The organism is Paenibacillus sp. FA6 (assembly GCF_051550225.1).
Lineage (GTDB): Bacteria > Bacillota > Bacilli > Paenibacillales > Paenibacillaceae > Paenibacillus_AQ.
In genome coordinates, this window is the sequence record NZ_CP188820.1 from 591,809 (window position 1) to 617,095 (window position 25,287).

General features: G+C 41.2%; 24 protein-coding genes. 15 read left to right on the forward strand and 9 right to left on the reverse strand.

Annotation, left to right across the window (positions count from 1 at the left end; genetic code table 11):
- Positions 1 to 65: 65 nt before the first annotated feature.
- Positions 66 to 887 (forward strand): PPK2 family polyphosphate kinase, encoded by an 822-nt coding sequence (locus ACP8HI_RS02690; protein WP_438349603.1) that lies wholly within the window; start codon positions 66 to 68, stop codon positions 885 to 887.
- A gap of 83 nt (positions 888 to 970) precedes the next feature.
- Here the strand turns inward: ACP8HI_RS02690 and ACP8HI_RS02695 are convergent, their stop codons facing one another.
- From ACP8HI_RS02695 to ACP8HI_RS02715, 5 genes are read right to left on the reverse strand one after another with little or no spacing between them, the layout of a single operon-like run.
- Complete coding sequence (locus tag ACP8HI_RS02695; protein ID WP_438349604.1) at positions 971 to 2,095, reverse strand: YheC/YheD family protein; 1,125 nt, start codon at positions 2,093 to 2,095, stop codon at positions 971 to 973.
- A 14-nt stretch (positions 2,096 to 2,109) separates the two neighbouring features.
- Entirely contained in the window at positions 2,110 to 3,228 is a 1,119-nt protein-coding gene (locus ACP8HI_RS02700; protein ID WP_438349605.1) for a YheC/YheD family protein, read from the reverse strand.
- Positions 3,225 to 4,601, reverse strand: coding sequence for a YheC/YheD family protein (locus ACP8HI_RS02705; protein ID WP_438349606.1), 1,377 nt, complete (start codon positions 4,599 to 4,601; stop codon positions 3,225 to 3,227). The genes ACP8HI_RS02700 and ACP8HI_RS02705 overlap by 4 nt, the downstream gene beginning before the upstream one ends.
- The gene (locus ACP8HI_RS02710) at positions 4,598 to 5,722 is read right to left on the reverse strand and encodes a YheC/YheD family protein (protein ID WP_438349607.1); all 1,125 of its coding nucleotides are present in this window, start codon (positions 5,720 to 5,722) and stop codon (positions 4,598 to 4,600) included. Before ACP8HI_RS02710 ends, ACP8HI_RS02705 begins: the two co-directional genes overlap by 4 nt.
- 13 nt (positions 5,723 to 5,735) lie before the next feature.
- The gene (locus ACP8HI_RS02715) at positions 5,736 to 7,103 is read right to left on the reverse strand and encodes a YheC/YheD family protein (RefSeq protein WP_438349608.1); all 1,368 of its coding nucleotides are present in this window, start codon (positions 7,101 to 7,103) and stop codon (positions 5,736 to 5,738) included.
- Positions 7,104 to 7,250: 147 nt separating this feature from the next.
- On the opposite strand from ACP8HI_RS02715, the gene ACP8HI_RS02720 reads away from it, so the two are divergent.
- The 3 genes from ACP8HI_RS02720 to ACP8HI_RS02730 all read left to right on the forward strand — a co-directional run bounded on the left by ACP8HI_RS02720 (position 7,251) and on the right by ACP8HI_RS02730 (position 9,503).
- Entirely contained in the window at positions 7,251 to 7,598 is a 348-nt protein-coding gene (locus ACP8HI_RS02720) for a YlbF family regulator (RefSeq protein ID WP_438349609.1), read from the forward strand.
- Between the two features lie 131 nt (positions 7,599 to 7,729).
- Positions 7,730 to 8,014 carry a hypothetical protein gene (locus ACP8HI_RS02725; RefSeq protein ID WP_438349610.1) on the forward strand — a complete coding sequence of 95 codons (285 nt, stop codon included), beginning with the start codon at positions 7,730 to 7,732 and terminating at the stop codon, positions 8,012 to 8,014.
- Between the two features lie 154 nt (positions 8,015 to 8,168).
- Complete coding sequence (locus ACP8HI_RS02730; protein WP_438349611.1) at positions 8,169 to 9,503, forward strand: DRTGG domain-containing protein; 1,335 nt, start codon at positions 8,169 to 8,171, stop codon at positions 9,501 to 9,503.
- Positions 9,504 to 9,696: 193 nt separating this feature from the next.
- Here the strand turns inward: ACP8HI_RS02730 and ACP8HI_RS02735 are convergent, their stop codons facing one another.
- From ACP8HI_RS02735 to ACP8HI_RS02745, 3 genes are all read right to left on the reverse strand, one after another.
- Positions 9,697 to 10,008, reverse strand: a complete 312-nt coding sequence (locus ACP8HI_RS02735) for a YtpI family protein (protein ID WP_438349612.1) — start codon at positions 10,006 to 10,008, stop codon at positions 9,697 to 9,699.
- A 61-nt stretch (positions 10,009 to 10,069) separates the two neighbouring features.
- Positions 10,070 to 10,549, reverse strand: a complete 480-nt coding sequence (locus tag ACP8HI_RS02740) for a hypothetical protein (RefSeq protein ID WP_438349613.1) — start codon at positions 10,547 to 10,549, stop codon at positions 10,070 to 10,072.
- A 2-nt stretch (positions 10,550 to 10,551) separates the two neighbouring features.
- On the reverse strand, positions 10,552 to 10,878 hold the full coding sequence (locus ACP8HI_RS02745) for a YtrH family sporulation protein (RefSeq protein WP_438349614.1): 327 nt from the start codon (positions 10,876 to 10,878) through the stop codon (positions 10,552 to 10,554).
- Positions 10,879 to 11,052: 174 nt separating this feature from the next.
- Between ACP8HI_RS02745 and ACP8HI_RS02750 the strand changes: the two genes are divergently transcribed.
- The 11 genes from ACP8HI_RS02750 to ACP8HI_RS02800 all read left to right on the forward strand — a co-directional run bounded on the left by ACP8HI_RS02750 (position 11,053) and on the right by ACP8HI_RS02800 (position 24,558).
- Positions 11,053 to 14,583, forward strand: coding sequence for a DNA polymerase III subunit alpha (locus ACP8HI_RS02750; protein ID WP_438349615.1), 3,531 nt, complete (start codon positions 11,053 to 11,055; stop codon positions 14,581 to 14,583).
- A gap of 110 nt (positions 14,584 to 14,693) precedes the next feature.
- Positions 14,694 to 14,888 (forward strand): glutamate decarboxylase, encoded by a 195-nt coding sequence (locus ACP8HI_RS02755; protein ID WP_438349616.1) that lies wholly within the window; start codon positions 14,694 to 14,696, stop codon positions 14,886 to 14,888.
- Between the two features lie 77 nt (positions 14,889 to 14,965).
- The gene (accD, locus tag ACP8HI_RS02760) at positions 14,966 to 15,856 is read left to right on the forward strand and encodes an acetyl-CoA carboxylase, carboxyltransferase subunit beta (RefSeq protein WP_438349617.1); all 891 of its coding nucleotides are present in this window, start codon (positions 14,966 to 14,968) and stop codon (positions 15,854 to 15,856) included.
- Positions 15,857 to 16,861: an acetyl-CoA carboxylase carboxyltransferase subunit alpha gene (locus tag ACP8HI_RS02765; protein WP_438349618.1), complete on the forward strand. Its 1,005-nt coding sequence runs from the start codon at positions 15,857 to 15,859 to the stop codon at positions 16,859 to 16,861.
- Between the two features lie 94 nt (positions 16,862 to 16,955).
- On the forward strand, positions 16,956 to 18,380 hold the full coding sequence (gene pyk, locus ACP8HI_RS02770) for a pyruvate kinase (protein ID WP_438349619.1): 1,425 nt from the start codon (positions 16,956 to 16,958) through the stop codon (positions 18,378 to 18,380).
- Between the two features lie 189 nt (positions 18,381 to 18,569).
- Positions 18,570 to 18,962, forward strand: coding sequence for an FxsA family protein (locus ACP8HI_RS02775; protein ID WP_438349620.1), 393 nt, complete (start codon positions 18,570 to 18,572; stop codon positions 18,960 to 18,962).
- A gap of 231 nt (positions 18,963 to 19,193) precedes the next feature.
- The gene (locus tag ACP8HI_RS02780; protein ID WP_438349621.1) at positions 19,194 to 20,309 is read left to right on the forward strand and encodes a citrate/2-methylcitrate synthase; all 1,116 of its coding nucleotides are present in this window, start codon (positions 19,194 to 19,196) and stop codon (positions 20,307 to 20,309) included.
- 176 nt (positions 20,310 to 20,485) lie between these two features.
- Positions 20,486 to 21,781, forward strand: coding sequence for an NADP-dependent isocitrate dehydrogenase (icd, locus tag ACP8HI_RS02785; protein WP_438349622.1), 1,296 nt, complete (start codon positions 20,486 to 20,488; stop codon positions 21,779 to 21,781).
- 21 nt (positions 21,782 to 21,802) lie between these two features.
- Complete coding sequence (gene mdh, locus ACP8HI_RS02790) at positions 21,803 to 22,744, forward strand: malate dehydrogenase (RefSeq protein WP_438349623.1); 942 nt, start codon at positions 21,803 to 21,805, stop codon at positions 22,742 to 22,744.
- A 165-nt stretch (positions 22,745 to 22,909) separates the two neighbouring features.
- Entirely contained in the window at positions 22,910 to 23,335 is a 426-nt protein-coding gene (locus ACP8HI_RS02795) for a hypothetical protein (RefSeq protein WP_438349624.1), read from the forward strand.
- A 356-nt stretch (positions 23,336 to 23,691) separates the two neighbouring features.
- Positions 23,692 to 24,558 carry an SDR family oxidoreductase gene (locus ACP8HI_RS02800; RefSeq protein ID WP_438351685.1) on the forward strand — a complete coding sequence of 289 codons (867 nt, stop codon included), beginning with the start codon at positions 23,692 to 23,694 and terminating at the stop codon, positions 24,556 to 24,558.
- 72 nt (positions 24,559 to 24,630) lie between these two features.
- Here ACP8HI_RS02800 and yfbR read toward each other — a convergent pair whose 3' ends face one another.
- Positions 24,631 to 25,236: a 5'-deoxynucleotidase gene (yfbR, locus tag ACP8HI_RS02805; RefSeq protein WP_438349625.1), complete on the reverse strand. Its 606-nt coding sequence runs from the start codon at positions 25,234 to 25,236 to the stop codon at positions 24,631 to 24,633.
- Between the last annotated feature and the right edge of the window lie 51 nt (positions 25,237 to 25,287).

Genomic DNA, 25,287 nt, shown 5'->3' on the forward strand with positions numbered 1-25,287 from the left:
AGAATTGTACTTTATTATTAATTTAGTAATAATAGACCGATTCTTTGCTAGGGGAGATGTTACGAATGGACAAACAACTAGTGCTACCTGTTAAGAAGAAAGTAGAGCTTACTTCCATTGATCCTAAAGATACTGGAGGGATTCTGAGCAAGGAGGAAGTGGCTGTAGAAACTCTGAAATTAAAGGAAGAGTTTCAAGATTTACAGGAAAAACTTGCTGCAACTAAGAAGAAGTCACTACTGTTTGTGTTCCAAGGGATGGATTGTAGCGGTAAGGATGGTGTGATTAAAAAGGTCTTTGCTGGACTTAATCCCCAAGGAGTATCATCGTATAGCTTCAAAACTCCGACACTAGAAGAGAGTGAGCATGATTTTCTATGGAGAGCTCATAATAAAGCACCTGTACTTGGTCATATTACGACATTTAACCGATCTTATTACGAGGACGTTCTGATTACACGAGTTCATAACATGATCACAGACAAAGAAGCAAAAAGAAGATTCAAGGATATCAATCATTTCGAGGAACTACTGAGCAATAATAATACGAAGATTATTAAAATTTTCTTGCATATATCGAAAGAATTTCAGTTAGAAAAGCTGAAAAGTCGCATTGAGGATCCAACTAAAAATTGGAAATTTGATCCTAGTGATTTACAGGAAAGGAAGTCGTGGAAACAATATCGTAAATATTATGAGGAAATGCTGGAGAAATGTAGTGTAGTCTCCCCATGGCATGTCATTCCCTCAGATAATAGATGGTACCGTGATTATTCTGTATTGAAAATTGTTGTGGAAGCTATGAGAAGTTTACGATTGAGGGACCCCGAACCTGATCCGGAATTATTACAGTATTTGGATCAAATATCGAAAGAAGAGTCACACTGATCGATAGAGATAAGACAGTAGACCAAGAATAACTCATTGGTCCACTGTCTCAGATGTTATTTCCGGATCCCTCTTTGTTTTGATTATTCCTCTTTTACCTCTACTTGCTGTCGTTTCACCTTTGTTCGGTAAACCCAAAGAGCATACTCTAGGGGCTTTACGATAGATTGACGATAAATATCTCTTTGACCACTTCTTGCGAATACTTCTCTTGCCGGTTTGGGGTTAACCTCTAGAAGGAAGACCTCACCTTTTTTATTGATGGCTAAATCAAGAGCTAGTTCGCATAAAGTTCCATAGGACTTTTCTAGATAAGCCGCGGTTTCAAGGCCTAACTTCACCGATGTTTTCTTGACATGTTCCTGGGTGTCTTTATTGGTAATCCATTGGGGGAGTAAGGTATCCATTGGGATGGCTTTCCCCCCTCCATGGAGATTGGAAGTGACGCTTCGCATAGCACCTACTCTGCCAACGATTCCAGTTAGCTCCCAATGACCTTCCCGGTTTTTCTGTACCAGCATGCGATAGTCATGTACGCGTCCATTGGGTAGTATAACTGGAATCCCTTCCTGTACAATATAACGGTTATTAATGTTCCAAGTTCTGAGAATAGATCCTAAAGTAGCACCATGTACTCTTTGTGGTGTAATTATTTTACGTTGTTGATTGCGCCCTTGAATATAATATTGATGGTTACTATTCCTCAACTGTTCGATACGAAGAATTCCACGTCCACCGGTTCCGTTAATCGGCTTCAGATAGATGACAGATTTACTTTTAAGCATTCGTTGAACATCGGATAAACTTCTTACTAGCCTTGTTTCTGGTAAGTGTGGACGAAAGCTTTCTTTATTAGAAAGAATCTCGTGAATCGTCCACTTATTACGGAGTGGACGATTCAGAAATACGTGATGCCCATATCTTTTTCGAAAGGACAGCAGCTGTTCAAAGCGGAGACCTTTTTGAATTCGACATCGATCATAAATCATATCGGGGAATTCACGTAACCGGCGGGTCCATGTTTTTTTCGATAGATCATATTCCATGGCCATGATCTTCTGATTGCTCACGTCCATTGGGGTGAATACGAAGATGTCAAGCCCGAGCTTCCTTCCCTCGATAATCATGCTTTGATATATCATTCGTTCTTCCAGTTGTTTGTGGTCATTGAGGTAAAGTGTCAGAATACCTAAGACGGGGTGTGCCATATCGATTCACCTCCTCAGTGGTGTTTGTTATGACGTGTGAGATATTGGCTATATTCAAATATTCGTTCTAATGACTTTTTGCGAATATGTGATTCATCAAACTTCATTGGGCGTGCGTTCGCTTCAAAGAACCATACTTTTCCTAAGTGATCGATTCCAAGATCCATGGACATTTCCCCTAGATTGAAATGAGATGCTCTTTCAATCTGCCGAGCAATAATGAGGGCAGTTGTTTTTATTTGACTGATAATCATAGTAGCCATATCCGAGCCAAAGAGTGTAGAGATCAGCTTAGTGGGACTCTCAATCGTTCCGCCTCTCGGTACATGAGTTGTAATACTTTTTAATCCAGCCATTCTAGCGCCAACACCCGTAACGCCCCATTGACCTGTGCTCGTTTTTTGTACCATAATTCGCAGATCGAAGGGGCGATCATCTACAGTTGCAAGCTGAATTCCCTGCTGAACAATATAAGGGGAGCTACCGGTTTCTTTCTTAAGACGAATCCAAAGCCTTCTCATGCTAGCAGATTTATAGGTGATGCTTGATCTATTATTTTGGATTTTCAACCTATAAGGCAATGTTTTGCTTTTTTGGAATTTAAGCATCATAATACCTTTCCCAGCTTTTCCGCTTTCAGGCTTCAGATATAAATAAGGATGTTTATCAATAATTCTTGACAGAGAGACCTCTCCAACTAGGCGTTTCGTCATAGGTACTAGATAATCAGTGGATTTGGAAACTTTGAGCCATTCGAATAGATCCCATTTATTGAAGAAATAAGGATTGTAGAAATGAATACTCGGATGTGCTAAATAGCTTTTTATTTTATTTTGTACCCAGGGTTTCTCCTCATCTTCACGCATAGGAATTCGGTTGTAGATGACCTGTGGCAGGGGGAACTGTTGTGTCTCCCAATCGTCGTTGTTGGCGTTGAGTGTATAGCCTTTGACCGTGGGTGAGGTCAACTTTAAATCACGCAGTGTGACCACATAGACAGGAAATCCCATTTCTTTCCCTGTGCGAACAATATCCATAAAATTAGCGTGGTTGCCTCGAAAACCTCTTATGGAATTGGGCATGGTCAATATCGCAACAACCGGTTTGATATCTTCAAAATTCCGGCTGTTCACTGGCTTATCCTCCTGTGAAACTTGCTGAGATATAAACAATGCTCCAGGATATGCTCAATCGAGGCTTTCCCTTCATTCTTTAGTGACGGATGATGGAATATGGATCTACCTGGTTTAGCGTTCGCTTCGAACATCCAAATCTTCTCATCTTGATCAATTCCTATATCGAATCCAATTTCACCAAGCAGATGTTGATGGTGAAATTCAATAGCCTCGGCAAGCGCTATAGCAACTTGTTTCGCTTGCTTGAGCACTTCGTCTGAACGTGACCCAAAGCTACGGCTTAGTGCCTGTTCCGGAGTCAAGAGAGAGCCACCATTTTTCAAATGTGTGGTCACGCTACCCCGACCAGCCTTTTTGGCACCAATGCCGACAACAACCCATTGATTATTACCGTTTTTGTGCATGTGGAAACGGAAATCAATAGGACAATTGTCGATCTCTATTAGGCGGATGCCTTGTTGAATAACATATCCTTGTAATATTCGACCATGTTTTGAGTTCAGCATACGCATGAGACTATTGAAATTATTGAAACGAAGGAGAACATTTTCTTTATTCTTGCGATAGCGTGCGAAATAGCCACGTTTGGGTAAATAAGTCATCCGATAGATTCCTTTTCCCAGACTTCCACCGGAAGGTTTGTAATATACAAATTGATGACGCTGCAACATATCTTTCAACATCTCAGTACTTGGGTTCATATGGGATTCAGGAACGTAACGGTTGACTGTATTATCATTTTCAAGAAGGGTATATATGTCTGATTTATTAAAAAAGCTCCAGTTAAAGAAAGGGATTCTTTTGCGACCGAAACGATCTCTCAATTGGTTGATGGATGCTGAGGTTTCTGCTTTACGACTTGGTAGTCTATTGTAGACCACATCCGGAAGGGGGACCGTTTTACGGGTGAACACGCCAGCATCTGAAAGAAAGTATCCGCGAACGGTCTCCTGCTGCCAATTAATATCTTTAGGTGTGAATGCAAAAACGTAGGCTTTCTTACTTCCTTCCCTAAGCAGTTGTTTGATGAAACCTGTTCTAGAACTAAAAGGTTGCGCGGTTGAGCTGCTAGGTCCATCCGAAAGAATACCAATTAAGGGTCCAAGTTGAAATTCGTTTTCTTGAAGATTACGAAGAAATACTCCCCCTGATTTGGGGATGTGAATAACATTTCGAACTCCAGATCCTAAATAGAGGTGGTTACCAACCTTCTTTATAGATCTGATACGTGCAGGAACAACTTCTTTCCCTAAGCGAAGCTGTATATTTTTCTTGTTAGTGAGCTTGAGGCTTTTCATTAGATTATCTGAAATATAGACGACTTTCTCGGGCTGTTGTGAAAAGTGGACATTGCAAAAAGTCAAACTCATGAATTTACCCTCCTAAGTTGTCGAAGCAATAAATAACGAGCGTAGCGGAGTGGATTCTCAGTAGCGAGAATTGCGATTGACTGCTCCCCAATATGATCAAATGAGGAGCGACCTGGTTTAGAATTCGCTTCAAGAAGCCAAACATTTCCTTCTGGATCGATGCCATAATCGATACCAAGCTCACCCAACCGACCGAAATAGCTCTCAAGGATTGGCGGGATATCATTCGACAGTTTATGAAGAACAGTCATGATATGTTCAGCTAAAGCCGTTCCATATTCTCGAGTCAAGAATGGAGGGACAGGTCTAGCCGTCCCACCCCCGTGTAAATTGGAAGTGACTCCGCCAAGTTGGCCTTGTCGTACTGCCATGCCTGTGAGTATCCAGCGTCCCTCACCGTTCTTTTGCATGAGTACACGTATATCAAAGGGATGACCTTGTTTATTGGATAAATGTAAATATGGCTGAATGATGAATGGACGATGATGGATAAATTGGTGAACCCATGCTAGGGCTTCAGGTGCAGTATCAAAGATTTGGATAAGCTCTTTATTGTGATGATCCCGCCCTCTAATCATGAATCTGTCTTTGGAAGGTGGTATTTGTACATGCAGAGTTAGTTTCCCTTGTGAACCTGCTTGAGGCTTTAGAAACACCTGTCCTTGATACGTTTCTAAGCATCTGATCAGGGATTCAGGACCTGAATAATAAGTGGTGAGTGGAAGATAGGGAACTAAAGTAGGGTTAACTTTCAGCTTGTTGTATACTTGCCATTTCCCAGGTAATCCTCTAGCCCACAATAACGATTGTTTCTGTGTTTTAGATAAGGTAAGTAACTTGGATAATATTCTTTTATCTTTTCCTTGCTTATGAAAGCAGCGATCGTAGAACATATCAGGGATAGGAACAATGACTTTCTTCCAACCACCATCCCCATAGACATACCCATTGACTTGATGATGAAGAAGCTGAATTGTCCGAGGGCACAAGACAACGACAGTTAATCCGTATTTGGCACCTGCCTGACTCAAGCGACGGCAGTAATGTTGTTCTGAGAAGGGCGGGTTTCCTGATCTGTCGCTACACAGAATACCAAGAGAACCAACGTGTTGAGGAGTCATGATAAACAGCTCCTTAAAATCCAGATAGAAAGCAACAATATTGTATGAGTTGTTTGACGGACGGTCGAATTTTTTGTTCATTGAGTGGTGTATTGTCATTCTTGGATGGCTTAGAATTTACTTCGAGCAGCCAAATTCGCCCTGAAGTATCCATAGCTAGGTCAATTCCCAACTCACCGAAATGGGCAGGGATGGTGTTATCAAGACTCTTTGCTATTTGCATGGCGGCCAATTTGAGATTCACGTGAGCTGTATTCTTGGCTGCCAGTGGCATATTGCTTTTCATAACAGCCTCTTTCACATGGCTAAGGCTGCCACCCCTAGCTAAATTGGATACAAAGTGATTTCCTCCGGCTATACGTGCCACTATGGATGTGATACTCCATTGTCCGTTACCATTTTTTTGTACTAATGCACGAAAGTCTACTGGGTGTTTACCATGGTCAATCAGAGTTAGTCCTTGTTGAATTTGATAACGTGTGCTTTTCATTTTCCCTGAAATACTATTGAATAGCTTAGGAAGAGTGGAATACATATTCTTTTGTATACCGCCTAATGTGGTGGATAATGTTTGGAATGTACCGTCTGTTTGCTTAGAGACACGAATAATCCCCTTACCTAGACTACCTCTAACGGGTTTGAGGAACACCACTGGGTACTTCGTGCACATTTTCTTTAGAATATTATATCCATTCAATAAATGAGATTCAGGCATGTAACGATGGAGATTTGACTCATTTCTTAATGCATCGAAAACTTCGGTTTTGTCTAGAAATTTTTCGTTGAAAATGTGACCACCGTGTAAGGATTTTACTTCCCTCATAAAATGCTGTACGCTTGGTTTATTCTCCATTTTTCGCGAAGTCAGACGATTGTTCACGACATCAGGGATTGGCATTTGAGTCATGCGCCAGCCTTCATCATAAGACCAGCCTTGCATACTGCTGGAATTGGATGTGATATGATTTGGGGTGAAGAAGTAAACAAATGCTCCTTGCTTTTGGCAGGCATTGACTAGCTCACGACAGAACATTGAGATAGAACCGAAGGGGTTATCGGGCATGTTTGGGAAATCACGACTGATCATGATGCCGATGAGTGGACCTAATCGTAGCGTCCTGCTTCCAGCATGATAATGGACTCTTAATACCGGTCGAGAGGATAACCCCATTTGCTTAGATAACGCAGCACTGATTCGTAGGCCGCTATACTTTGGTACGGAGATGACGGTAATCTCCTGTTTAAAGGAACCGAATACCAATTGTAAAGGGCGATCTGTGGGTATTTTCCACAGTTTGATTAATCTTTCGCCCAACATGATTGCGTTCGCCTGCACAATGCCTGGTTTGAATAGTTGGACCGATATCTTTTTTGTGGACATCGTGAGTCTCCTTCCAACAACAACTTGATGTCTTAAGTCATATTTGGACTGTGCATATTGCATGTAATTCATCATATGAGGACATATATCCCTTGGTGATTGACCATTTCTCAGAATTGGAGAGTAATTTTAAAGGAGGAACAAATAATGAACATTTATGACAAAGCTCATGATTTAGCAAAAGCACTTAAGGATAGCCAAGAGGTCCAAGAGATCAATTCGGCTATGAATTTGATTAACAATGATCCAGAAGGGAAGGCCATGCTTGAAGATTTCCGCAAGCGTCAAATGGAACTTCAGCAACGGATGATGACGGGTGATATGCCTGCTCCAGAGGAAATGGAGAAAATGGAGAAAGAGTTCGAAGTACTTAGCTTGAACTTAAATATCCGACGTTTATTTGAAGCAGAGCGTCGCTTGAGCGTTATTATTGAAGATGTGAATAAGATTATTACAGATAGCCTTCAACATTTATATGGCGGATCAAATATGTAATATCAACCTCTCTTAAAGTGAGAGTTCAAAAGGTGACTCTTTGAAGAACCTCTCTTAAATTCTATTCATATTGTATTTGCTATCTTCATAGACTAGATATATAGATTTAGAAATGAAGGAGTTGCATATGGATGAAGAAGAGAAGAAAGTTCATGCATTTCTTGTACATGCTACTTGCTTTAGCGATGTTATTGTATGCTTTACCTTTGATTACGTTCAATAGCGGGGATGTTTGGGTGTCTGTATTCGGAGTGGTATGGGGTTTATTCGCTTTCCTAGTCATTGGGGCACACTGGCATGTTATTCTCGGTGTAGATGAAGAGAAGAAGAAAGCACTTGAGCGGATAAGACAAGCTAAGTTTCAACAATGGCAATTGAAGTGGTCACAAGAGTCGGAGAGAAGCGAGAGCGTGTAGTTATTAATGCTCTAATACTATCAAGTGTTTAATAGGACGGGGTTGTCCCAAAAGTCATTAAAATGGCTTGGGACAACCCCGTTATTTTTATAGTTGAAGATGCATGATATAATAGGTACAGAATAGTACAGATTATAGTGCGGGGGTGTAACAGTTGGAGAGTCGAGATGATACGATCACGAAACATGAACAGTTGCTCCAATATATCGAGAGATTAAAGGTAGGAACGAAGATATCGGTACGCAAACTGGCTAAAGAAATGGGGGTCAGCGAGGGGACCGCATATCGTGCTGTGAAGGAAGCTGAGAATCTCGGCATTGTGATTACCAAGGAAAGAATGGGTACCATTCGAGTGGAGAAAAAACCACGTAACATCTCTGAACAGTTAACCTTTTCTGATGTGGTGGAAATTGTGGAAGGTCAACTATTAGGCGGGGCAGATGGACTTCATAAGAATCTTCACAAGTATGTGATTGGTGCGATGAAGATTGATGCGATGGCAAAATATATAGATGCAGGAAGTCTTCTTATTGTTGGGAATCGTGATAATGCTCATTTGCTGGCACTTGAACAGGGCGCAGGTGTACTCATTACTGGAGGGTTCGGAATTAGCGGTGAAGTAAAGGTGTTAGCTGATCAGCTTAATCTTCCTATTTTCTCTTCGCGTCACGATACATTTACTGTTGCTTCAATGATAAATCGGGCTATTTTTGATAGAATAATAAAGAAGAAAATAATGATCGTTGAAGATATTGTGGTCAATAAACCGAAATTAAACGCTCTCAAAATATCCAGCACTGCTGAGGAATGGAGAGCACTTGTTAAGCTAGTTGGTGAAGAGAGGTATGCAGTCACGGATGAATGGAATAGGGTGATTGGTATCGTAAACCTGAGGGATATTGAATGCTTAACGGAAGGGCAATCGATCGAAAAGGCACTCATCCGGAACCCAATTACAACTAGTTTGCAGACATCCCTTGCGTCCGCAGCACAACTTATGATGTGGGAAGGGATTGATTTCTTACCTGTTGTAGATCGCAATCGGAAGTTGATCACAACCGTTAGACGTAAGGAAGTTCTGCAAGCGATGAGAGATGCACAGCAGCATTCACAGCTAGGTGAGACGTTTGATCAATTGATCTGGAATGGAATCGCTGAGGAGCGGGATCAGGAAGGACGATTGTATTTCCACGGCTTTATTACCCCTCAAATGGCGACTGACCTGGGTACTATTTCTGAAGGTGTATTAGCTACAGTGATGACCCAAGCCGCATTTAAATATACGAAAGATGTTTCGGGAAATGATTATGTGTTAGATAATATGTCTACCTATTTCTTACGACCCGTTCAGATAGAAGATCAGATTGTTATCGTTTCTAAGCTGTTAGAGATGAGTCGGAGAACATGTAAAATAGAAATTGAAATGACCCATGATGACACGTTAGTCTGTAAAGGGGTTATGACGCTCCAATCGATTGAACATGGCTAGAATACTTTTAGAGGAAATTCAAAAAGTCATCTTTTGATCACGAAGGTTACCGAGAAGCTTATTCGACATCGAATGTTGAATTCAGCCGGTCCTTCCGGTGCTCACGTAGGTGTTGCCTACGCTCCGCTCCTCAGTCCCTAGCTTCATCCAATCTTCTCGGTGCTGAAAATTCGACTTTTTGAACACGTACTATTTAGATAGCTTGAGTTTTTGATTTCTGCTGAACATAATGTTTGCGATTTCGTATGCCGGCGAATAAATTAAATACACCTAGGACCATGAATAATGCCTCTACAATAACGGATGGTGTAGACCCCTGGAATACAAACATAAAGGTGATGGCTAATATGATGAGCATGAATCCCATCAATATATTGGTAATAGCGCCAAAGAGTCCTCGATCGATTGGATCAGAGGAACGGTGTGAACGTAGGCTGTAATATGCTGAAGCAATGCATGTTGCGATCAATAATACCAATAGAATAACCTTAATTAGAGAAATCATTACCTTATATTCACTCCTTAACAAATGATAATTTTGCTTGTATTGTACCATAAATGAGTGACTAGCGGACAGGAATACTAATGCCGATCCATATTTGTAACACACTATCTGCAAGTAGCATCGTTTTGATCTGAATGACGTAATCTTTCTCGCGAACAAAGTATGATTTACGATTGAGCAGTGCCCTAGTTAGTTTACTATCGGTATCAATCTCATAAACACTCCTACCACGTAACACCTCTACATCTTTTCCTACTTTAAGTAAGATCTCCTTCACGATTAGGGAATCTAGTGGGGGGTCTTGTTGCTCAGCACGTATTTTAATTTCCTTGATGACCGTCTGCTGGGTGCTATACTTCTTTAACGTTTTGTTGTCTTCTTCGAATTGCTTCAACTGCATGAGTAAATCTTGGTTTTCTTCCCAAAGATGGTTGTAGCTGGCGTGGAAAATAGCATTATATAGTATGCTGCCAATGACCAATCCTAGTACGAAGAAGGCAGTTAATTTTGAACGAAAAATGACAGTTGGAGGGATTCGCATCGTTATCTCCTACCGTTGCATATCCATTTGACCAATTCGCTACCGGCATGAGCACCAAGAAATGCAAATAGGAGAAATAGAATCTGTTTGATCGCAGGGGATAGATTTCCGATGAAAAAGTTGCTTTCGATGACGCGCATGGGATCGATCGTTCCTCCTACGGCTGCTGCAAGGGCCCAAATCTTAATTCGATCAGCGATATCAAGCATCGTTTGGGTAGGCGGCTGGAGGGAAATGACCGCCCCCATGCCTCCAACCATGGCACCTCCGAGCACAATGCCGAAGGCGATGAAGAAGTCTAAAATCGCTTTTGATAAAAAAGTACTCATAAACCGGTCCCCTCTCTTGAACTGTGGTTTGTATAGCGCTTGTCCTTTAATTCGAATATAAATGCCGTTTATACTTGCTGTTATCCATTCTATGGGCGTTCCCTATGGGAATATGATAAAATAAGAGAAAGTCTTTTAAAAAATATTGAACTTGCGATGAAAGGGAGGGCGGACATGGCTTCATTTGTACATCTACATGTTCATAGTGAATTTAGCCTCCTGGACGGAGCTGCACGTATTACGGATCTCGTGCAACAGGCTGCTGATTTAGGAATGAAGTCGTTGGCTCTTACTGATCACGGGGTTATGTACGGTGCAGTTCCGTTCTATAAGGCGTGTAAAAGTAAAGGTATCAAGCCCATCATAGGCTGTGAAGTTTATTTCACCTCGGGCTCTCGTAAGGAGAGAGGTAGTCGAAAGGATCAGCCGATCTATCATTTAATACTGTTAGCTAAGAACGAGACAGGCTACCGAAATCTGATGAAGCTATGCTCTATTGGACATTTGGAAGGCTTTCACTATAAACCACGGATAGATTTGGATGTTCTTCGAAATTACAATGAAGGAATCATATGCCTTAGTGCATGCTTAGGTGGCGAGGTTCCACAACAATTACTACATGGTCGTTACGAAGAGGCTCGGAATGCAGCTCTTCGATATAAAGATATATTTGGTGATGATTTCTATTTGGAACTTCAGGATCATGGAATATCGGAACAGAAAAGGGTCAACCCTCAGTTGATCGAACTTAGTAAAGAGACGGGAATTTCCTTGGTAGCGACTAATGATGTCCACTATCTTCGTCGTGAGGATGCCGAGGTGCAGGATGTTCTTATCTGTATCGGAACAGGAAAGACCGTAGATGATGAGCAAAGATTGCGAATTCCAACAGACCAGCTATATTTCAAAAGTGGGGAGGAAATGGCCCGCTTATTTCCTCATATTAAAGAGGCTTTTGAGAATACGAACCTTATTGCTGACAAATGCCAGCTAGAGCTTGAGTTCGATCGTTCAATATTGCCACAGTATAGCCCGCTACCAGAAGGAATGACTTCAGAGCAATATTTACATGCATTATGTTCAGAAGGGCTCATGGCGCGCTATGAGAAGTCAGATAGATGGCAAGATGTAGAAGGTAGACGGGAGATAGAAGAGAGACTATCCTATGAGCTTGGAGTCATTGGAAGTATGGGGTTTGCTGATTACTTCCTCATCGTGTGGGATTTCATCGCGTTCTCACATAAGAATGGGATTGCAACAGGACCAGGTCGAGGATCTTCTGCCGGAAGTATTGTAGCCTACGTGCTGAAGATCACGAATGTGGACCCTATGAAATATCATTTGCTCTTTGAACGATTCTTGAATCCTGAACGGGTGACCATGCCGGATATAGATATCGACTTCAGTGATGAGCGGCGAGATGAAGTGATTGAGTATGTGGTAGATAAGTATGGTCGGGAGCATGTAGCACAGATCATCACTTTTGGTACGATGGCTGCTCGAGCTGCAGTTAGAGATGTAGGAAGGGCATTGAATACTCCCTTCGCGGATGTGGATAAAGCGGCTAAGTTAATTCCCAACCAACTTGGTATTCGTATTGATCGGGCAATGGAAGTAAGTGAAGAACTCAAAAAGTTGTACGACGCTAGTGGTAAGATACGAGAGATGTTGGACATGGCGATGAAGGTCGAGGGAATGCCACGACATTCGTCGACACATGCCGCAGGTGTCGTTATTTCACGCGATCCACTAACGGATGTTGTGCCTTTGCAGGAAGGTAGTGAGAAGACAGCGCTCACGCAGTATTCAATGGATATTCTGGAGAGTATCGGGTTGCTGAAGATGGACTTTCTTGGACTCAGAACTCTTTCGATTATTGAACGTTCGATGAAATGGATTGGTGAGATGACGGGGCATACTCCGGATTTCGATCATATCCCTGATGATGATTTACAGACTTATGCCATGCTTGGGCATGGAGATACAACGGGTGTGTTCCAGTTAGAATCGGCCGGTATGAGACGAGTATTGAAGGAGATGAAGCCTTCTACATTTGAAGATATTATTTCCGTGCTTGCTCTTTATCGCCCAGGTCCGATGGAGTTTATCCCGAAATATATTCAAGCGAAGCATGGTTTACTGGAAGTGGAATATCCTCATGCAGACTTGGAGCCAATCTTGAAAGATACATATGGCATTATTGTGTATCAAGAACAGATTATGAAGATTGCATCCACGATGGCAGGATTCTCGTTAGGTGAATCAGATCTACTGCGCCGTGCTGTTTCGAAGAAGAAGCGGGAAGTGCTGGACCGAGAAAGAAGTCATTTCGTAGATGGAAGTCTGAAACAGGGGTACACCGAAGAAGAAGCCAATCGGGTCTACGATATGATCGTACGTTTCGCTGATTATGGATTTCCACGAGCGCATGCTGTAGCCTACGGAGTACTTGCATTCCAGACGGCTTATCTAAAAGCTCATTATCCTGCTCAGTTCATGGCCTCGATGTTGACGGCTGTGATGGGTAATCATCGAAAAGTGGCTGAGTATGTGCTTGAATGCCGGAGGATGAACATCGGTGTGTTATCTCCTGACGTTAATGAAAGTGGCGTGCTGTTTACACCTGTTCCAGCAATGGGAGGGGAGAACGGTCTTACTGATAAGTTAGGTTCTGGTCATATAAGGTTCGGGTTAGGTGCGGTGAAGAACGTAGGTACCCAAGCAGTGGAGAATATTATTCTTATGAGGCAAGACAAGCCATTTGAGAGTTTACTTGATTTCTGTAGACGCATTGACCTAAGGATATGTAACAAAAGAGTTATTGAATCACTCATCCAGGCAGGGGCCTTTGATTCCTTACCTGGACATCGTGCTCAAGTGTTAGCCATGTTAGATGAAACGGTTGATGCTGCAGTGAAGTGGCGCAAGGAACGCGATGATCTGCAGATTCAAATGTTCGATTTCGTAGAGAGTGCGAATTGGGATATTGCCTATCCGGATATAACCCCATTTACGGCAGGGCAGCAGCTCGAACTGGAACGTGAATTACTTGGATTATATCTATCTGGACATCCTCTAGACGATTATGATGGCTTGTTAGATCAGATGACGACGGTTGACCGTCTAATGGATCTTAGCGAACTACCAGATGATACGCGTACAGTCGTTGTCGGGATGGTTGTTTCTATTAAGACAATAACGACTAAGCAGGGTAAGGCTATGGCGTTCATGGAGTGTGAAGACCAGATTGAGCGCTGTGAGGTTGTCTTATTTCCTGAAGTGTGGAGACGTAGTTCTGCATGGATTGAGAAAGGTGCTTTACTTGGTTTAAGAGCTAGGGTACAACAACAGGATGAAGGATTTAAGTTGTTAGCGGAGGAAGTCGTACCCTTGGATAGCAAAGGCTTGGAACAGTTAGTGAAACGTAACAGCATCGTTCCAAAAGGGAATGAGCAACCATTAGTGAAAACTGTGAGTGAGCAACGTGTATTCGTAAAGATTGGTCATCATGCGGAGAATGCGCAGCTATTAACGGGATTGAAAAAGTTGCTTCAGATGCATCCGGGTTCGGTTGCAACGGTACTCTTTTATGAACAAAGTCAGAAGTTACTTGCATTAAGTGATCAATATCGAATTAAACCGTCCCCAGAGCTGTTTGAGGAGATGGAACAAATGTTGGGAAAAGGTACAGTACGAATGAAATGAATGTGACAGCCATTTATATCCAATACTATTTCTTGCGGTTAAAAAGATAAATATGGTATCATGGGTTCATTATATGTGCTTAGAATTTGAGTGTAGGGGGCTTTGCGAAAGTGTGGACGGTTATTTATATTGCACCTACCGCTAAGTTTGCAGAAATGATTCAGACCAAATTAACAGAAGAAGGATTTTTGGTTCGTGCACGTCCCATCAATTTGTCCAAGCAACAGTTTGAAATTCAGGTGCCTTCTGGGGAACTTGAAGAGATTCAGGAAGTTCTGAACACTATTCTACATCCTTTAACTTAATACAATCAACAAATGGTGTATAATAGAAGATTGACGGAAAGAACGGCCAACAAATTAACGGCTGGAGAGGTGTAGTTGTGTTTAAAGACATATTTCAGAAAAAAAGAAAATACGCGACCATTCCTTCAGATCGTGTGGGACGTGATAATAGCCCAGAGGGTGAGCGTCCGAAACGTGAAATTCCGGAAGGTCTTATGAGCAAATGTGCCAAGTGTGGTATCATTCAGTATAGCAAGGAACTGGAGAAGAACTTGAAGGTATGTACTTCTTGTGGATATCATATGCGTCTAAATGCTATGGAACGAATCCAGATTACTTTGGATGAGGAAGGATTTGAAGAATTCGATAGCAACATGATCTCTGTGGATCCACTGAAATTTCCTGGCTATGCAACCAAGTTAGAAGAGCAGGCGATGAAATCGGGTTTACGTGAAGCGGTTGTTACCGGACAAGGAACTCTTTCTGGACTTCCAGTAGTCGTAGCAGTTATGAGTTTTGATTTCTTCAGTGGAAGTATGGGATCAGTCGTTGGTGAGAAAATAACACGAGCGATTGAGATCGCAATGGAACGACAATTGCCTCTCATTATTTTCTCTACCTCTGGTGGTGCTAGAATGCAAGAGAGCATTCTTAGCTTAATGCAGATGGCCAAAACAAGTGCTGCACTCGCACGCTTTAATGAACAGGGTGGACTGTACATTTCTGTCATTACTGATCCTACAATGGGCGGCGTTTCTGCTAGCTTTGCTACGCTCGGAGACATTAATATAGCAGAACCTGGAGCTGTATTTGGGTTTGCTGGACGACTCGTTATTGAACAGACTATTCGTCAGAAGCTTCCTGATGAATTCCAAACGGCCGAATATAATATGGCGCATGGACAATTGGATTTAGTGACACATCGCAAAGAAATGTGCGGAATGCTTGCTAAGCTCATTGAATTTCATACGATGAAGGGGGAGTTTTAAATGGCTGCGGAGATGCCCTTTGAATTACCTCTCGTAGAGATGCGTAAAAAGATCGATGAACTGTATATGTTCGGACAGGAAAAAGGTATTGATTTCACGGATGAAATTTCTAAACTTGAGGAACGATATACAAAGTTGGAAGAAGAAATCTATTCCAGTATTTCAGCACCTCAAAAAATACATCTTGCAAGACATCAACAACGTCCAACATCATTAGAATTAATAGAACTTATTTTCACTGATTTTGTTGAATTACATGGAGATCGTTTATTTGGTGATGATCTTGCTATTGTTGGTGGAATTGCGACATTGAATGGTGTTCCTGTAACGGTATTGGGACAGCAACGAGGCAAGGATACGAAAGATAATATTGCACGATTCTTCGGGAGCGCACACCCAGAGGGCTTTCGAAAAGCATTGAGACTTATGAAGCAAGCAGAGAAGTTTAAACGTCCTATTATTACATTTATTGATACAAAGGGTGCTTATCCGGGTAATGCGGCTGAAGAGAGAGGCCAATCTGAAGCGATTGCTCGAAACCTCAGAGAGATGTCTATATTAGGAGTTCCTGTTGTCTGTGTCATTATCGGGGAGGGTGGTAGCGGCGGAGCACTTGGCATGGCTGTTGGTAACCGAGTCCTTATGCTAGAGCACGCGATCTATTCCGTCATATCCCCCAATGGAGCGGCCTCTATTTTATGGAAGGACGCAACTCGGGCTGATCAAGCGGCTGAGGCTATGAAGATCACAGCTCAAGATCTTCTGAACTTTGAAGTGATCGAAGATATTATCCCTGAGCCGAAGGGCGGAGCTCACAGAGATTATGAGTTAACAGCACAGCATATTAAAGAATTTCTGTGTAAGCATTTGAAAGAGCTTTCTGTTATGGATGACAATGAGTTGAAAGAAGATCGATATTTAAAATTTAGGAAACTGGGTCAATATACATTCGAACCCGTTGCATCATCAGAAAAAGTGAACCCCCAAGTCATGGAAAATGAGTGATGTGACAAACTTCCTATACAAAAAGTGTGTATTGTAGTAAATTAAGTAGTTGAACAGAAGATAAAGAGAGTTCTTAAAAAACGGAGGAAACATAATGCGTAAAACAAAAATTGTATGTACAATCGGTCCGGCAAGTGAATCGTTAGAAAATATTAAGAAATTGATTAATGCAGGTATGAATGTAGCTCGACTGAACTTTTCTCATGGTGATTTTGCTGAGCACGGTAATCGGATTAATGTTATTCGTCAAGCTTGTCAAGAGTTAGGAAAGACAGTGTCGATTCTTCTAGATACTAAAGGTCCAGAAATTCGTACAGGTACACTTGCAGTTGATTCAGTTGAACTTGTGCAAGATGAATTTATAGTACTAACTACTGAGGAAATATTGGGCGACAAAAACCGTATTTCGATTACTTATGCTGACCTTCCAGGTGATGTAGAAATTGGATCGACTATTCTGATTGATGATGGATTGATCGGTTTAACGGTTGTGGAAATTAAAGGAACAGAAATTAAATGTGTCATCGTTAATGGTGGTACGATTAAGAGTAAAAAAGGTGTTAACGTACCAGGAGTTCGTATTTCTCTACCAGGTATTACAGAGAAAGATACTGCTGATATCATCTTTGGAATTGGACAAGATGTCGATTTCATCGCCGCTTCATTCGTTCGTAAAGCGAGTGACGTTCTTGAGATTCGTGAATTGTTAGAAAAACATAATGCAGGTCACATCAACATCATCTCCAAGATTGAAAACCAAGAAGGTGTCGATAATTTAGATGAAATTCTTGAAGTTTCTGATGGTTTGATGGTTGCACGTGGAGATCTAGGAACAGAAATTCCTGCAGAAGACGTACCATTGGTACAAAAGAGCATGATTGCGAAATCAAACCGTGCTGGTAAACCGGTCATTACAGCTACACAAATGTTGGATTCTATGCAACGTAATCCACGTCCAACTCGCGCTGAAGCAAGTGATGTAGCGAATGCGATTTTCGACGGAACTGATGCGATAATGTTATCTGGTGAAACAGCTGCGGGTAGATATCCTGTTGAATCTGTTCTTACAATGTCACGTATTGCTGAGAAAGCAGAATCAGCTTTGAACTATCGTGAAATATTTGCGAAACAAAGTACATTCCAAGAAACGACAGTTACAGAGGCAATCAGCCAAGCTGTTACCATTACTGCGATGGATTTGAATGCGAAGGCGATCATCTCTTCGACTCAGACAGGTCACACAGCGCGCGTAGTAGCTAAGTATCGTCCAGAAGCTCCAATTATTGCTGTAACGACAGAAGACCGTACGATGCGTCGTCTGACCCTTACATGGGGTGTGACACCAGTCAAAGGTCAATTAGCTTCTACAACGGATGAAATTTTTGATTATGCCGTTCAAGGTGGTCTGAACTCTGGTATGGTACATGAAGGAGATCTTGTTGTTATTACTGCAGGTGTACCTTTGGGACTTTCAGGTTCTACCAATCTTATTAAAGTAAGTGTAGTTAATAAAGCTTAATTCAGTGGGACGATATAAACTGAATGTTAAATATATGAAGTGACGACCTAATTGTATTGGGTCGTCTTTTTTTTTTTTAATATCTCTCGAGGGAATGCTATTCGCTAAACTGGATAATTGTTTGTGAGTATATTATGCTTATTAAACACAATCTGAAGGGGAAAGTAACTAAGGGAGGGTTCCAAGAGCATGTGGAAATGGGCATGGGGAATAATAATCGTTATTGTAGTGGCTGAGGTATACTTGTTTAACTTGGTTGTTGGAAACTTCGGAGGAACCAAGGCACTGCTCCTTACGTTATTTACTTCAGTAATTGGGCTGATCATGATGCGTTTTGAAGGGAGAAAAGTGTTGCAGGACGCCCGCTTACAAATGAATAGCGGCCAAATTCCTGGGAGAACCTTAGTCGATGGACTTAGCGTCTTTATTGGAGGGGTTTTATTAGTACTACCTGGTTTCCTTATGGATATTATTGGTTTCACTATGATATTTCCGCTCACTCGTCCTATCTATCGTCTTCTCATCTTGAAATGGCTGAAAAGTAAGATGAAAAATGGGAATATGACGGTGTACAGAAGGTAGTAGAAGTTGTCATCAGATAGCAACAAGAAATATGTTATAAATACGATAAAACATTTTAATGTAAAAAATACGTCAGATGATGTTCACAAATCAGACAATTTCCAGTATGATGTTAGAAGGTTTGTTTTTTGAGGTTTATTTTATTTTATTTTCATTCAATGAAATGTAAATGTTTTCATTGTTGTAGACAGCTACTTATAAAATATGTTTTTTTCAAAGGAGAGACGTACGATGACAGCTACCAAAGGATTAGAAGGTATTGTTGCAACAACATCTACTATTAGTTCAATCGTGGATGGTGTGCTTACATATCGCGGCATTGATATCGATGATTTAGCGTTACATGCCGGCTTTGAAGAAGTGGCTTACCTGTTATGGTTCGGTAAGTTACCCAATGCGCAAGAGTTAAGTGATCTGAGACAAGATCTAGATACTTTCGCACCAATTCCACAATTATTAATTGAACAAATGAAGTTATACCCTAAAGATGTGAATACAATGGCTGCTCTTCGTTCTGCGGTTTCTGCTCTTGCTTTGTACGATGAAGAAGCGGATGACGTGAGTCGTTCCTCAAATGAGAAAAAGGCTATAAGACTACAGGCGCAATTACCTACGATCGTGGCAGCACTTTCACGTCTTCGCCAAGGAAAGGAACCTATCGCTCCTCAGAAAGGTCTATCCATAGCAGAGAATTTTTTGTACATGCTAAGAGGGGAACAGCCAGATGAGACTTCTATTAAGGCGTTGGATCAAGCGCTCGTGCTTCATGCTGATCATGAATTGAATGCATCTACATTCGCTGCACGTGTTACAGTGGCAACGCTCTCAGATATGTATTCTGGTGTTACTTCAGCGATAGGTGCTTTGAAAGGTCCATTACATGGTGGAGCGAATGAAGCTGTTATGAGAATGCTAGACGAGATTGGTGAAGTTGATCAAGTTGAGAGCTATATTCAAGAAAAGCTGAATAATCGCGAGAAGATTATGGGGTTCGGTCATCGGGTATATAAGAACGGAGATCCTCGGGCGAAATTCCTGCAGAAGATGTCACGTGAACTTGGTGAGATGAAGAATGACACTAAACTCTATACCATGTCTGTGAAGATAGAAGATATGATCACTGGACAAAAAGGTCTGAAGCCAAACGTTGATTTCTATTCTGCTTCTGTATACACACAGCTTGGTATTGAAAGTGAGTTGTTTACTCCGATCTTTGCAATTAGTCGAGTATCAGGATGGACAGCACATATCCTTGAACAATGGGTTGATAACCGTATTATTCGTCCGCGGGCAGAATATATAGGATTAACTGATCAGAAGTATATTCCAATTGAATTGCGTGCATAAAAAACATAAGTAACGCTACAAAAAGACTAAGCATATGCTTTAAAATTTTTCTTTTTGCGAAGTATAAATTTAGTTGTAATACACAAAAAAATAAGCTTATGCTTCCGATGTGAGTTTTTTACGAAGAATTGACTTAAGAAGTAACGCTATAAAAAACTTTAGGAGGATACAAATATATGTTTAAACTAGAAAAGTACGAACTTCCAACAGAGGGCGACAAGATCGAGATTCAAGATGGGGTCTTAAAGGTTCCTAATTTCCCAATCATTCCATTTATTGAAGGTGACGGAACAGGACGCGATATCTGGAAAGCTTCCAAACGTGTACTTGACGCTGCTGTAGACAAGGCATATGGCGGTTCTAAGAAAATTGCATGGTATGAAGTGTTTGCAGGTGAAAAGGCTTTCAATGAGTATGGAGAGTGGCTACCAAATGATACTCTTGAAGCTATTCGTGAGTATATTGTAGCTATCAAAGGTCCTTTGACAACTCCGATTGGTGGAGGAATTCGTTCATTGAACGTGGCGTTGCGCCAAGAATTAGACTTGTATGTTTGTTTACGTCCAGTTCGTTATTTCAAAGGAGTACCTTCTCCAGTTAAACGTCCTGAACTTGTGGACATGGTTATTTTCCGTGAGAATACAGAAGATATTTATGCGGGTATTGAGTACAAAGAAGGTTCTGCTGAAGTGAAGAAATTGATTGCATTTCTTCAGGATGAAATGGGTGTGAAGAATATTCGCTTCCCAGAAACATCAGGGATCGGTATTAAGCCTGTATCTGAGGATGGCTCCAAACGTCTTGTGCGCGCTGCAGTTGAATATGCGATCGAGCATGGTCGTAAGAGTGTAACTCTGGTACATAAGGGTAACATCATGAAATATACTGAGGGTGCCTTTAAGAACTGGGGATATGAAGTAGCTGAGCAGGAGTTCGGAGATAAAGTATTCACGTGGGCTCAATACGATATTATTAAGGAAAAAGATGGTGAAGATGCAGCGAATGCAGCTCAGAAGGAAGCGATAGATGGTGGTAAGATCCTTATTAAGGATGCTATTGCTGACATCGCGTTGCAACAAGTTCTAACACGCCCGACTGACTTTGATGTTATTGCAACGCTTAATCTAAATGGTGATTATTTGTCTGATGCTTTGGCAGCACAAATTGGTGGAATTGGTATTGCCCCAGGAGCCAATATCAACTATCTGACTGGACATGCTATATTTGAAGCTACACATGGTACAGCTCCGAAATATGCAGACAAAGACCTTGTTAATCCAGGCTCTGTCATTCTATCAGGAGTTATGTTGCTTGAACATTTAGGCTGGAATGAAGCGGCAGATCTTATTTATAAAGGTATGGAAACAGCCATTAACGATAAGATTGTTACCTATGATTTCGCTCGTCAAATGGATGGAGCTACAGAAGTTAAATGTTCGGAGTTCGCAGATCACGTTATCAAAAGTATGTAGTCATAAGGAGATCATTCGACTATGGGAATAAAAAGAAATAAAATATCCGTGGTTGGAGCTGGATTTACCGGTGCTACAACTGCACTTATGTTAGCACAGAAGGAACTTGGGAATGTTGTGTTAATTGATATTCCTCAGTTAGAGAACCCAACTAAAGGTAAGGCACTTGATATGATGGAGGCTAGTCCTGTTCAAGGATTCGATAGCCAAATTATTGGTACATCTAACTATGAAGATGCTGCTGACTCCGATGTTGTGATTATCACGGCTGGTATTGCTCGTAAACCTGGCATGAGCCGTGATGACCTTGTGAACACAAATGCAGGGATCGTGAAGTCTGTTTGTGAGAACATCAAAAAATATGCTCCGAACTCTATCGTTATCATTCTAAGTAATCCTGTGGATGCTATGACTTATGTAGCTTATGAGACGCTTGGGTTCCCTAAGAATCGTGTTATTGGTCAATCGGGTGTACTTGATACAGCTCGCTATTGTACTTTCATTGCTACAGAATTGAATGTATCTGTAGAAGATGTTCGCGGATTCGTATTGGGTGGGCATGGTGATGATATGGTACCTCTAGTTCGTTATTCTAGCGTTGGAGGTATTCCGATTGATACACTAATTAGTGCTGAGCGTATTGAAGCGATAGTTCAGCGTACGCGTGTTGGTGGCGGTGAAATTGTCAACCTACTAGGTAACGGTAGTGCTTATTATGCGCCTGCAGCATCCTTGGTTCAAATGACAGAAGCTATCTTGAAGGACAAGAAACGCATTATCCCTGTTATTGCTCTGCTTGAAGGAGAATATGGTTACGATAACCTATTTATGGGCGTACCTACGATTCTTGGTGGGGATGGAATTGAGAAAATATTTGAACTAGAGTTAACGACAGATGAGAAGTTAGCCTTGGATAAATCGGCAGTGTCTGTTCAAAATGTCATTTCGATTTTAAGAAAATAATCGAATAAAAACACATGTAGATTAAGGAATTGCAAATGTGTCAAAGCTATGAAGAAAGAAACCTCATTGTTTAGTTATAACAAGGGGGTTCTTTCCTTTTATTATTATATTAAGGTATACTTGGTATGATAATAATCATAGATAAAATTAATGGGGGTTTTTAAATTGGAAAAAATTATGTATTTTGTACATATTCTAGGGGCGTTATCTGTTGGGTTCTATCTTCTACTGCCATTCGTAATGGGTAAAATGTCAACATTATCATTAGCTGCTAAAGAAGGAAGTGCTGTGGCTATTCGAAGTTTTAATATCTTTGCTCAAATCGGATTATTGATCCAGTTTATTACAGGCGGTTATTTAATGAGTAAAGGTAGTTACTCGGTAGGATGGATGATTATCGTAATTGTACTTATTGTTGCCTTATTCGCAATTTGTGGAATGATGACTAAACCATTGAAGGCTGTCGTTGCAAATATTAAACTAAACAAAGATGTTTCAGCTGAAATTAGCAAGATGCGGATGATGAGTTCCCTAATCGCGGTTTGTTTACTCGTGATGGTAATCTTCATGGTGTATCCAGGAATCATTTAATACAAAATAAAAAAAAGAGTGCTCTGTCATTTATGACAGAGCACTCTTTTTTGTGTGAAAAACCTCTACAAGTGCGAGTTCAAAAAGTCGACTTTTCAGCACTAAAGAGTATGCTTACGATGCTACGTTTCTTCGAAACGCTTCAGAAGATTGGATGAAGCAAGGGAGCTACACGTTTTCGTAGAAAACGACTTCGGAAGCATATGCAAGGACCGGCTGAATTCAATCTTCGATGTCGAATACGCTTCTTGGTGTACTTAGTGATCAAAAGATGACTTTTGGAACATCCTTTATAAGAATAATTAGGACAGATCTTGCCATCCTAAGAGGTAATGATTAAGAAAGGAGAATGAATGATGCCAGGCAAACAACCTATTACAACCTTACCACCACAGCATCAGAACCAACAACCTGGAGTGGAAAGTGAGATGGATCCCCTTCCAGAATACGAATCATCAAGTTACAAACCAGCAGGGAAACTGAACGGGAAAGTTGCAATTATTACAGGTGGAGACAGTGGCATTGGAAGGGCTATAGCTGTTACATTTGCGAAAGAAGGTGCAGATGTAGCTATTCTTTATTTGAATGAACATGATGATGCTAGGGACACTAAAATGGAAGTAGAGCAAGAAGGTCGTAAATGTCTTTTAATTACAGGAGATATTGGAGATGAAGAATATTGTAAAGGCTCTGTTAAAAAAGTCGTTGAGGAATTAGGCCGATTGGATATTCTAGTGAATAATGCTGCTGAACAGCATCCACAACAGAAGATTGAGGATATCACGAAAGAGCAATTGGAGCGAACGTTCCGGACGAATATATTCGGTATGTTTTACATGACAAAGGCGGTTGTACCACATCTTAAAAAAGGAAGTACGATTATTAACACAGCATCTATTACTGCATACAAGGGTAATCCTACACTGATTGATTATTCAGCGACCAAAGGTGCTATCGTTAGCTTTACACGATCCCTCTCTCTGAACATCATCGAGAAGGGGATTCGTGTTAATGCAGTCGCACCAGGCCCCATTTGGACGCCTCTTATTCCATCTACCTTTGATGCGGAGAAAGTGAGTCAGTTTGGTGGTACGCAACCGATGAAACGTCCGGGTCAACCAGATGAGGTGGCACCAGCGTATGTATATCTTGCTTCAGATGATTCCTCCTACGTAAGTGGACAAGTGATCCATATCAACGGAGGAGAAATTGTGAACGGTTAATGGAAGAATAAGATCCGTACCCTTTCTAAGGGTGGTACGGGTCTTTAAATTTTTATGTTTAATTAGTGATAATTAGGATTGTGGATACGAAAGCTCATCTAAAGACATTTCGAAGCTTGGAGCAATATGTTGTAGAAAGTAGTCCAACTCAGGCAAGTCTAGTAATTGTAACTTCTCATAGGTCTGCTTCTTGGCTACCGTAAATTCCCGATTACCAGAAGCGACTTCCAAAGTACATTTGAGATAAGCATCTAAACGGTCAGCTGCCTTTACATATTTATGTAACTCTTGTTTTTGAATCTCTACCTGATCATCAGGTTTGAGTAGCCCTTCATAAATATTTTGTAGACGGGGTGGGGTCATACTGAGTAGACGATCAGCTGCAAATTTCTCCATCTCACGGAAGCTTGCGAGTATAAGTGGGTTGTCATGTTTCACAGGTGTAGCAATATCACCTGTGAACACTTCGGTAGCATCATGGAATAGAGCTAAAGTGACTGCCCGATCGGCATTTAATTCACGCTGGAAATAATGATTACCAATCGTACAGAGCATATGGGTGAGCAACGCAACATGGTAAGAATGCTCAGCTACGTTCTCAGGCATGTTACTTCTCATCAGACTCCAACGCTGGATATATTGAAGACGATACATATAAGCAGAGAAATGATAGTTCATAAATATAATAACTCCTCTCGAATAAAACATCTTATGCTATTATAATACCAA

What these genes read in the sequence shown, in the direction of transcription:
- ACP8HI_RS02705 (WP_438349606.1), bottom strand. Translation starts at nt 4,601, where the DNA reads ATGAGTTTGACTTTTTGCAATGTCCACTTTTCACAACAGCCCGAGAAA.
- ACP8HI_RS02775 (WP_438349620.1), top strand. Translation starts at nt 18,570, where the DNA reads ATGTGGAAATGGGCATGGGGAATAATAATCGTTATTGTAGTGGCTGAG.
- ACP8HI_RS02710 (WP_438349607.1), bottom strand. Translation starts at nt 5,722, where the DNA reads ATGACTCCTCAACACGTTGGTTCTCTTGGTATTCTGTGTAGCGACAGA.
- ACP8HI_RS02800 (WP_438351685.1), top strand. Translation starts at nt 23,692, where the DNA reads ATGCCAGGCAAACAACCTATTACAACCTTACCACCACAGCATCAGAAC.
- icd (WP_438349622.1), top strand. Translation starts at nt 20,486, where the DNA reads ATGTTTAAACTAGAAAAGTACGAACTTCCAACAGAGGGCGACAAGATC.
- ACP8HI_RS02750 (WP_438349615.1), top strand. Translation starts at nt 11,053, where the DNA reads ATGGCTTCATTTGTACATCTACATGTTCATAGTGAATTTAGCCTCCTG.
- ACP8HI_RS02725 (WP_438349610.1), top strand. Translation starts at nt 7,730, where the DNA reads ATGAAGAAGAGAAGAAAGTTCATGCATTTCTTGTACATGCTACTTGCT.
- ACP8HI_RS02690 (WP_438349603.1), top strand. Translation starts at nt 66, where the DNA reads ATGGACAAACAACTAGTGCTACCTGTTAAGAAGAAAGTAGAGCTTACT.
- ACP8HI_RS02735 (WP_438349612.1), bottom strand. Translation starts at nt 10,008, where the DNA reads ATGATTTCTCTAATTAAGGTTATTCTATTGGTATTATTGATCGCAACA.
- ACP8HI_RS02715 (WP_438349608.1), bottom strand. Translation starts at nt 7,103, where the DNA reads ATGTCCACAAAAAAGATATCGGTCCAACTATTCAAACCAGGCATTGTG.
- ACP8HI_RS02765 (WP_438349618.1), top strand. Translation starts at nt 15,857, where the DNA reads ATGGCTGCGGAGATGCCCTTTGAATTACCTCTCGTAGAGATGCGTAAA.
- ACP8HI_RS02720 (WP_438349609.1), top strand. Translation starts at nt 7,251, where the DNA reads ATGAACATTTATGACAAAGCTCATGATTTAGCAAAAGCACTTAAGGAT.
- pyk (WP_438349619.1), top strand. Translation starts at nt 16,956, where the DNA reads ATGCGTAAAACAAAAATTGTATGTACAATCGGTCCGGCAAGTGAATCG.
- mdh (WP_438349623.1), top strand. Translation starts at nt 21,803, where the DNA reads ATGGGAATAAAAAGAAATAAAATATCCGTGGTTGGAGCTGGATTTACC.
- ACP8HI_RS02740 (WP_438349613.1), bottom strand. Translation starts at nt 10,549, where the DNA reads ATGCGAATCCCTCCAACTGTCATTTTTCGTTCAAAATTAACTGCCTTC.
- ACP8HI_RS02745 (WP_438349614.1), bottom strand. Translation starts at nt 10,878, where the DNA reads ATGAGTACTTTTTTATCAAAAGCGATTTTAGACTTCTTCATCGCCTTC.
- ACP8HI_RS02695 (WP_438349604.1), bottom strand. Translation starts at nt 2,095, where the DNA reads ATGGCACACCCCGTCTTAGGTATTCTGACACTTTACCTCAATGACCAC.
- ACP8HI_RS02780 (WP_438349621.1), top strand. Translation starts at nt 19,194, where the DNA reads ATGACAGCTACCAAAGGATTAGAAGGTATTGTTGCAACAACATCTACT.
- yfbR (WP_438349625.1), bottom strand. Translation starts at nt 25,236, where the DNA reads ATGAACTATCATTTCTCTGCTTATATGTATCGTCTTCAATATATCCAG.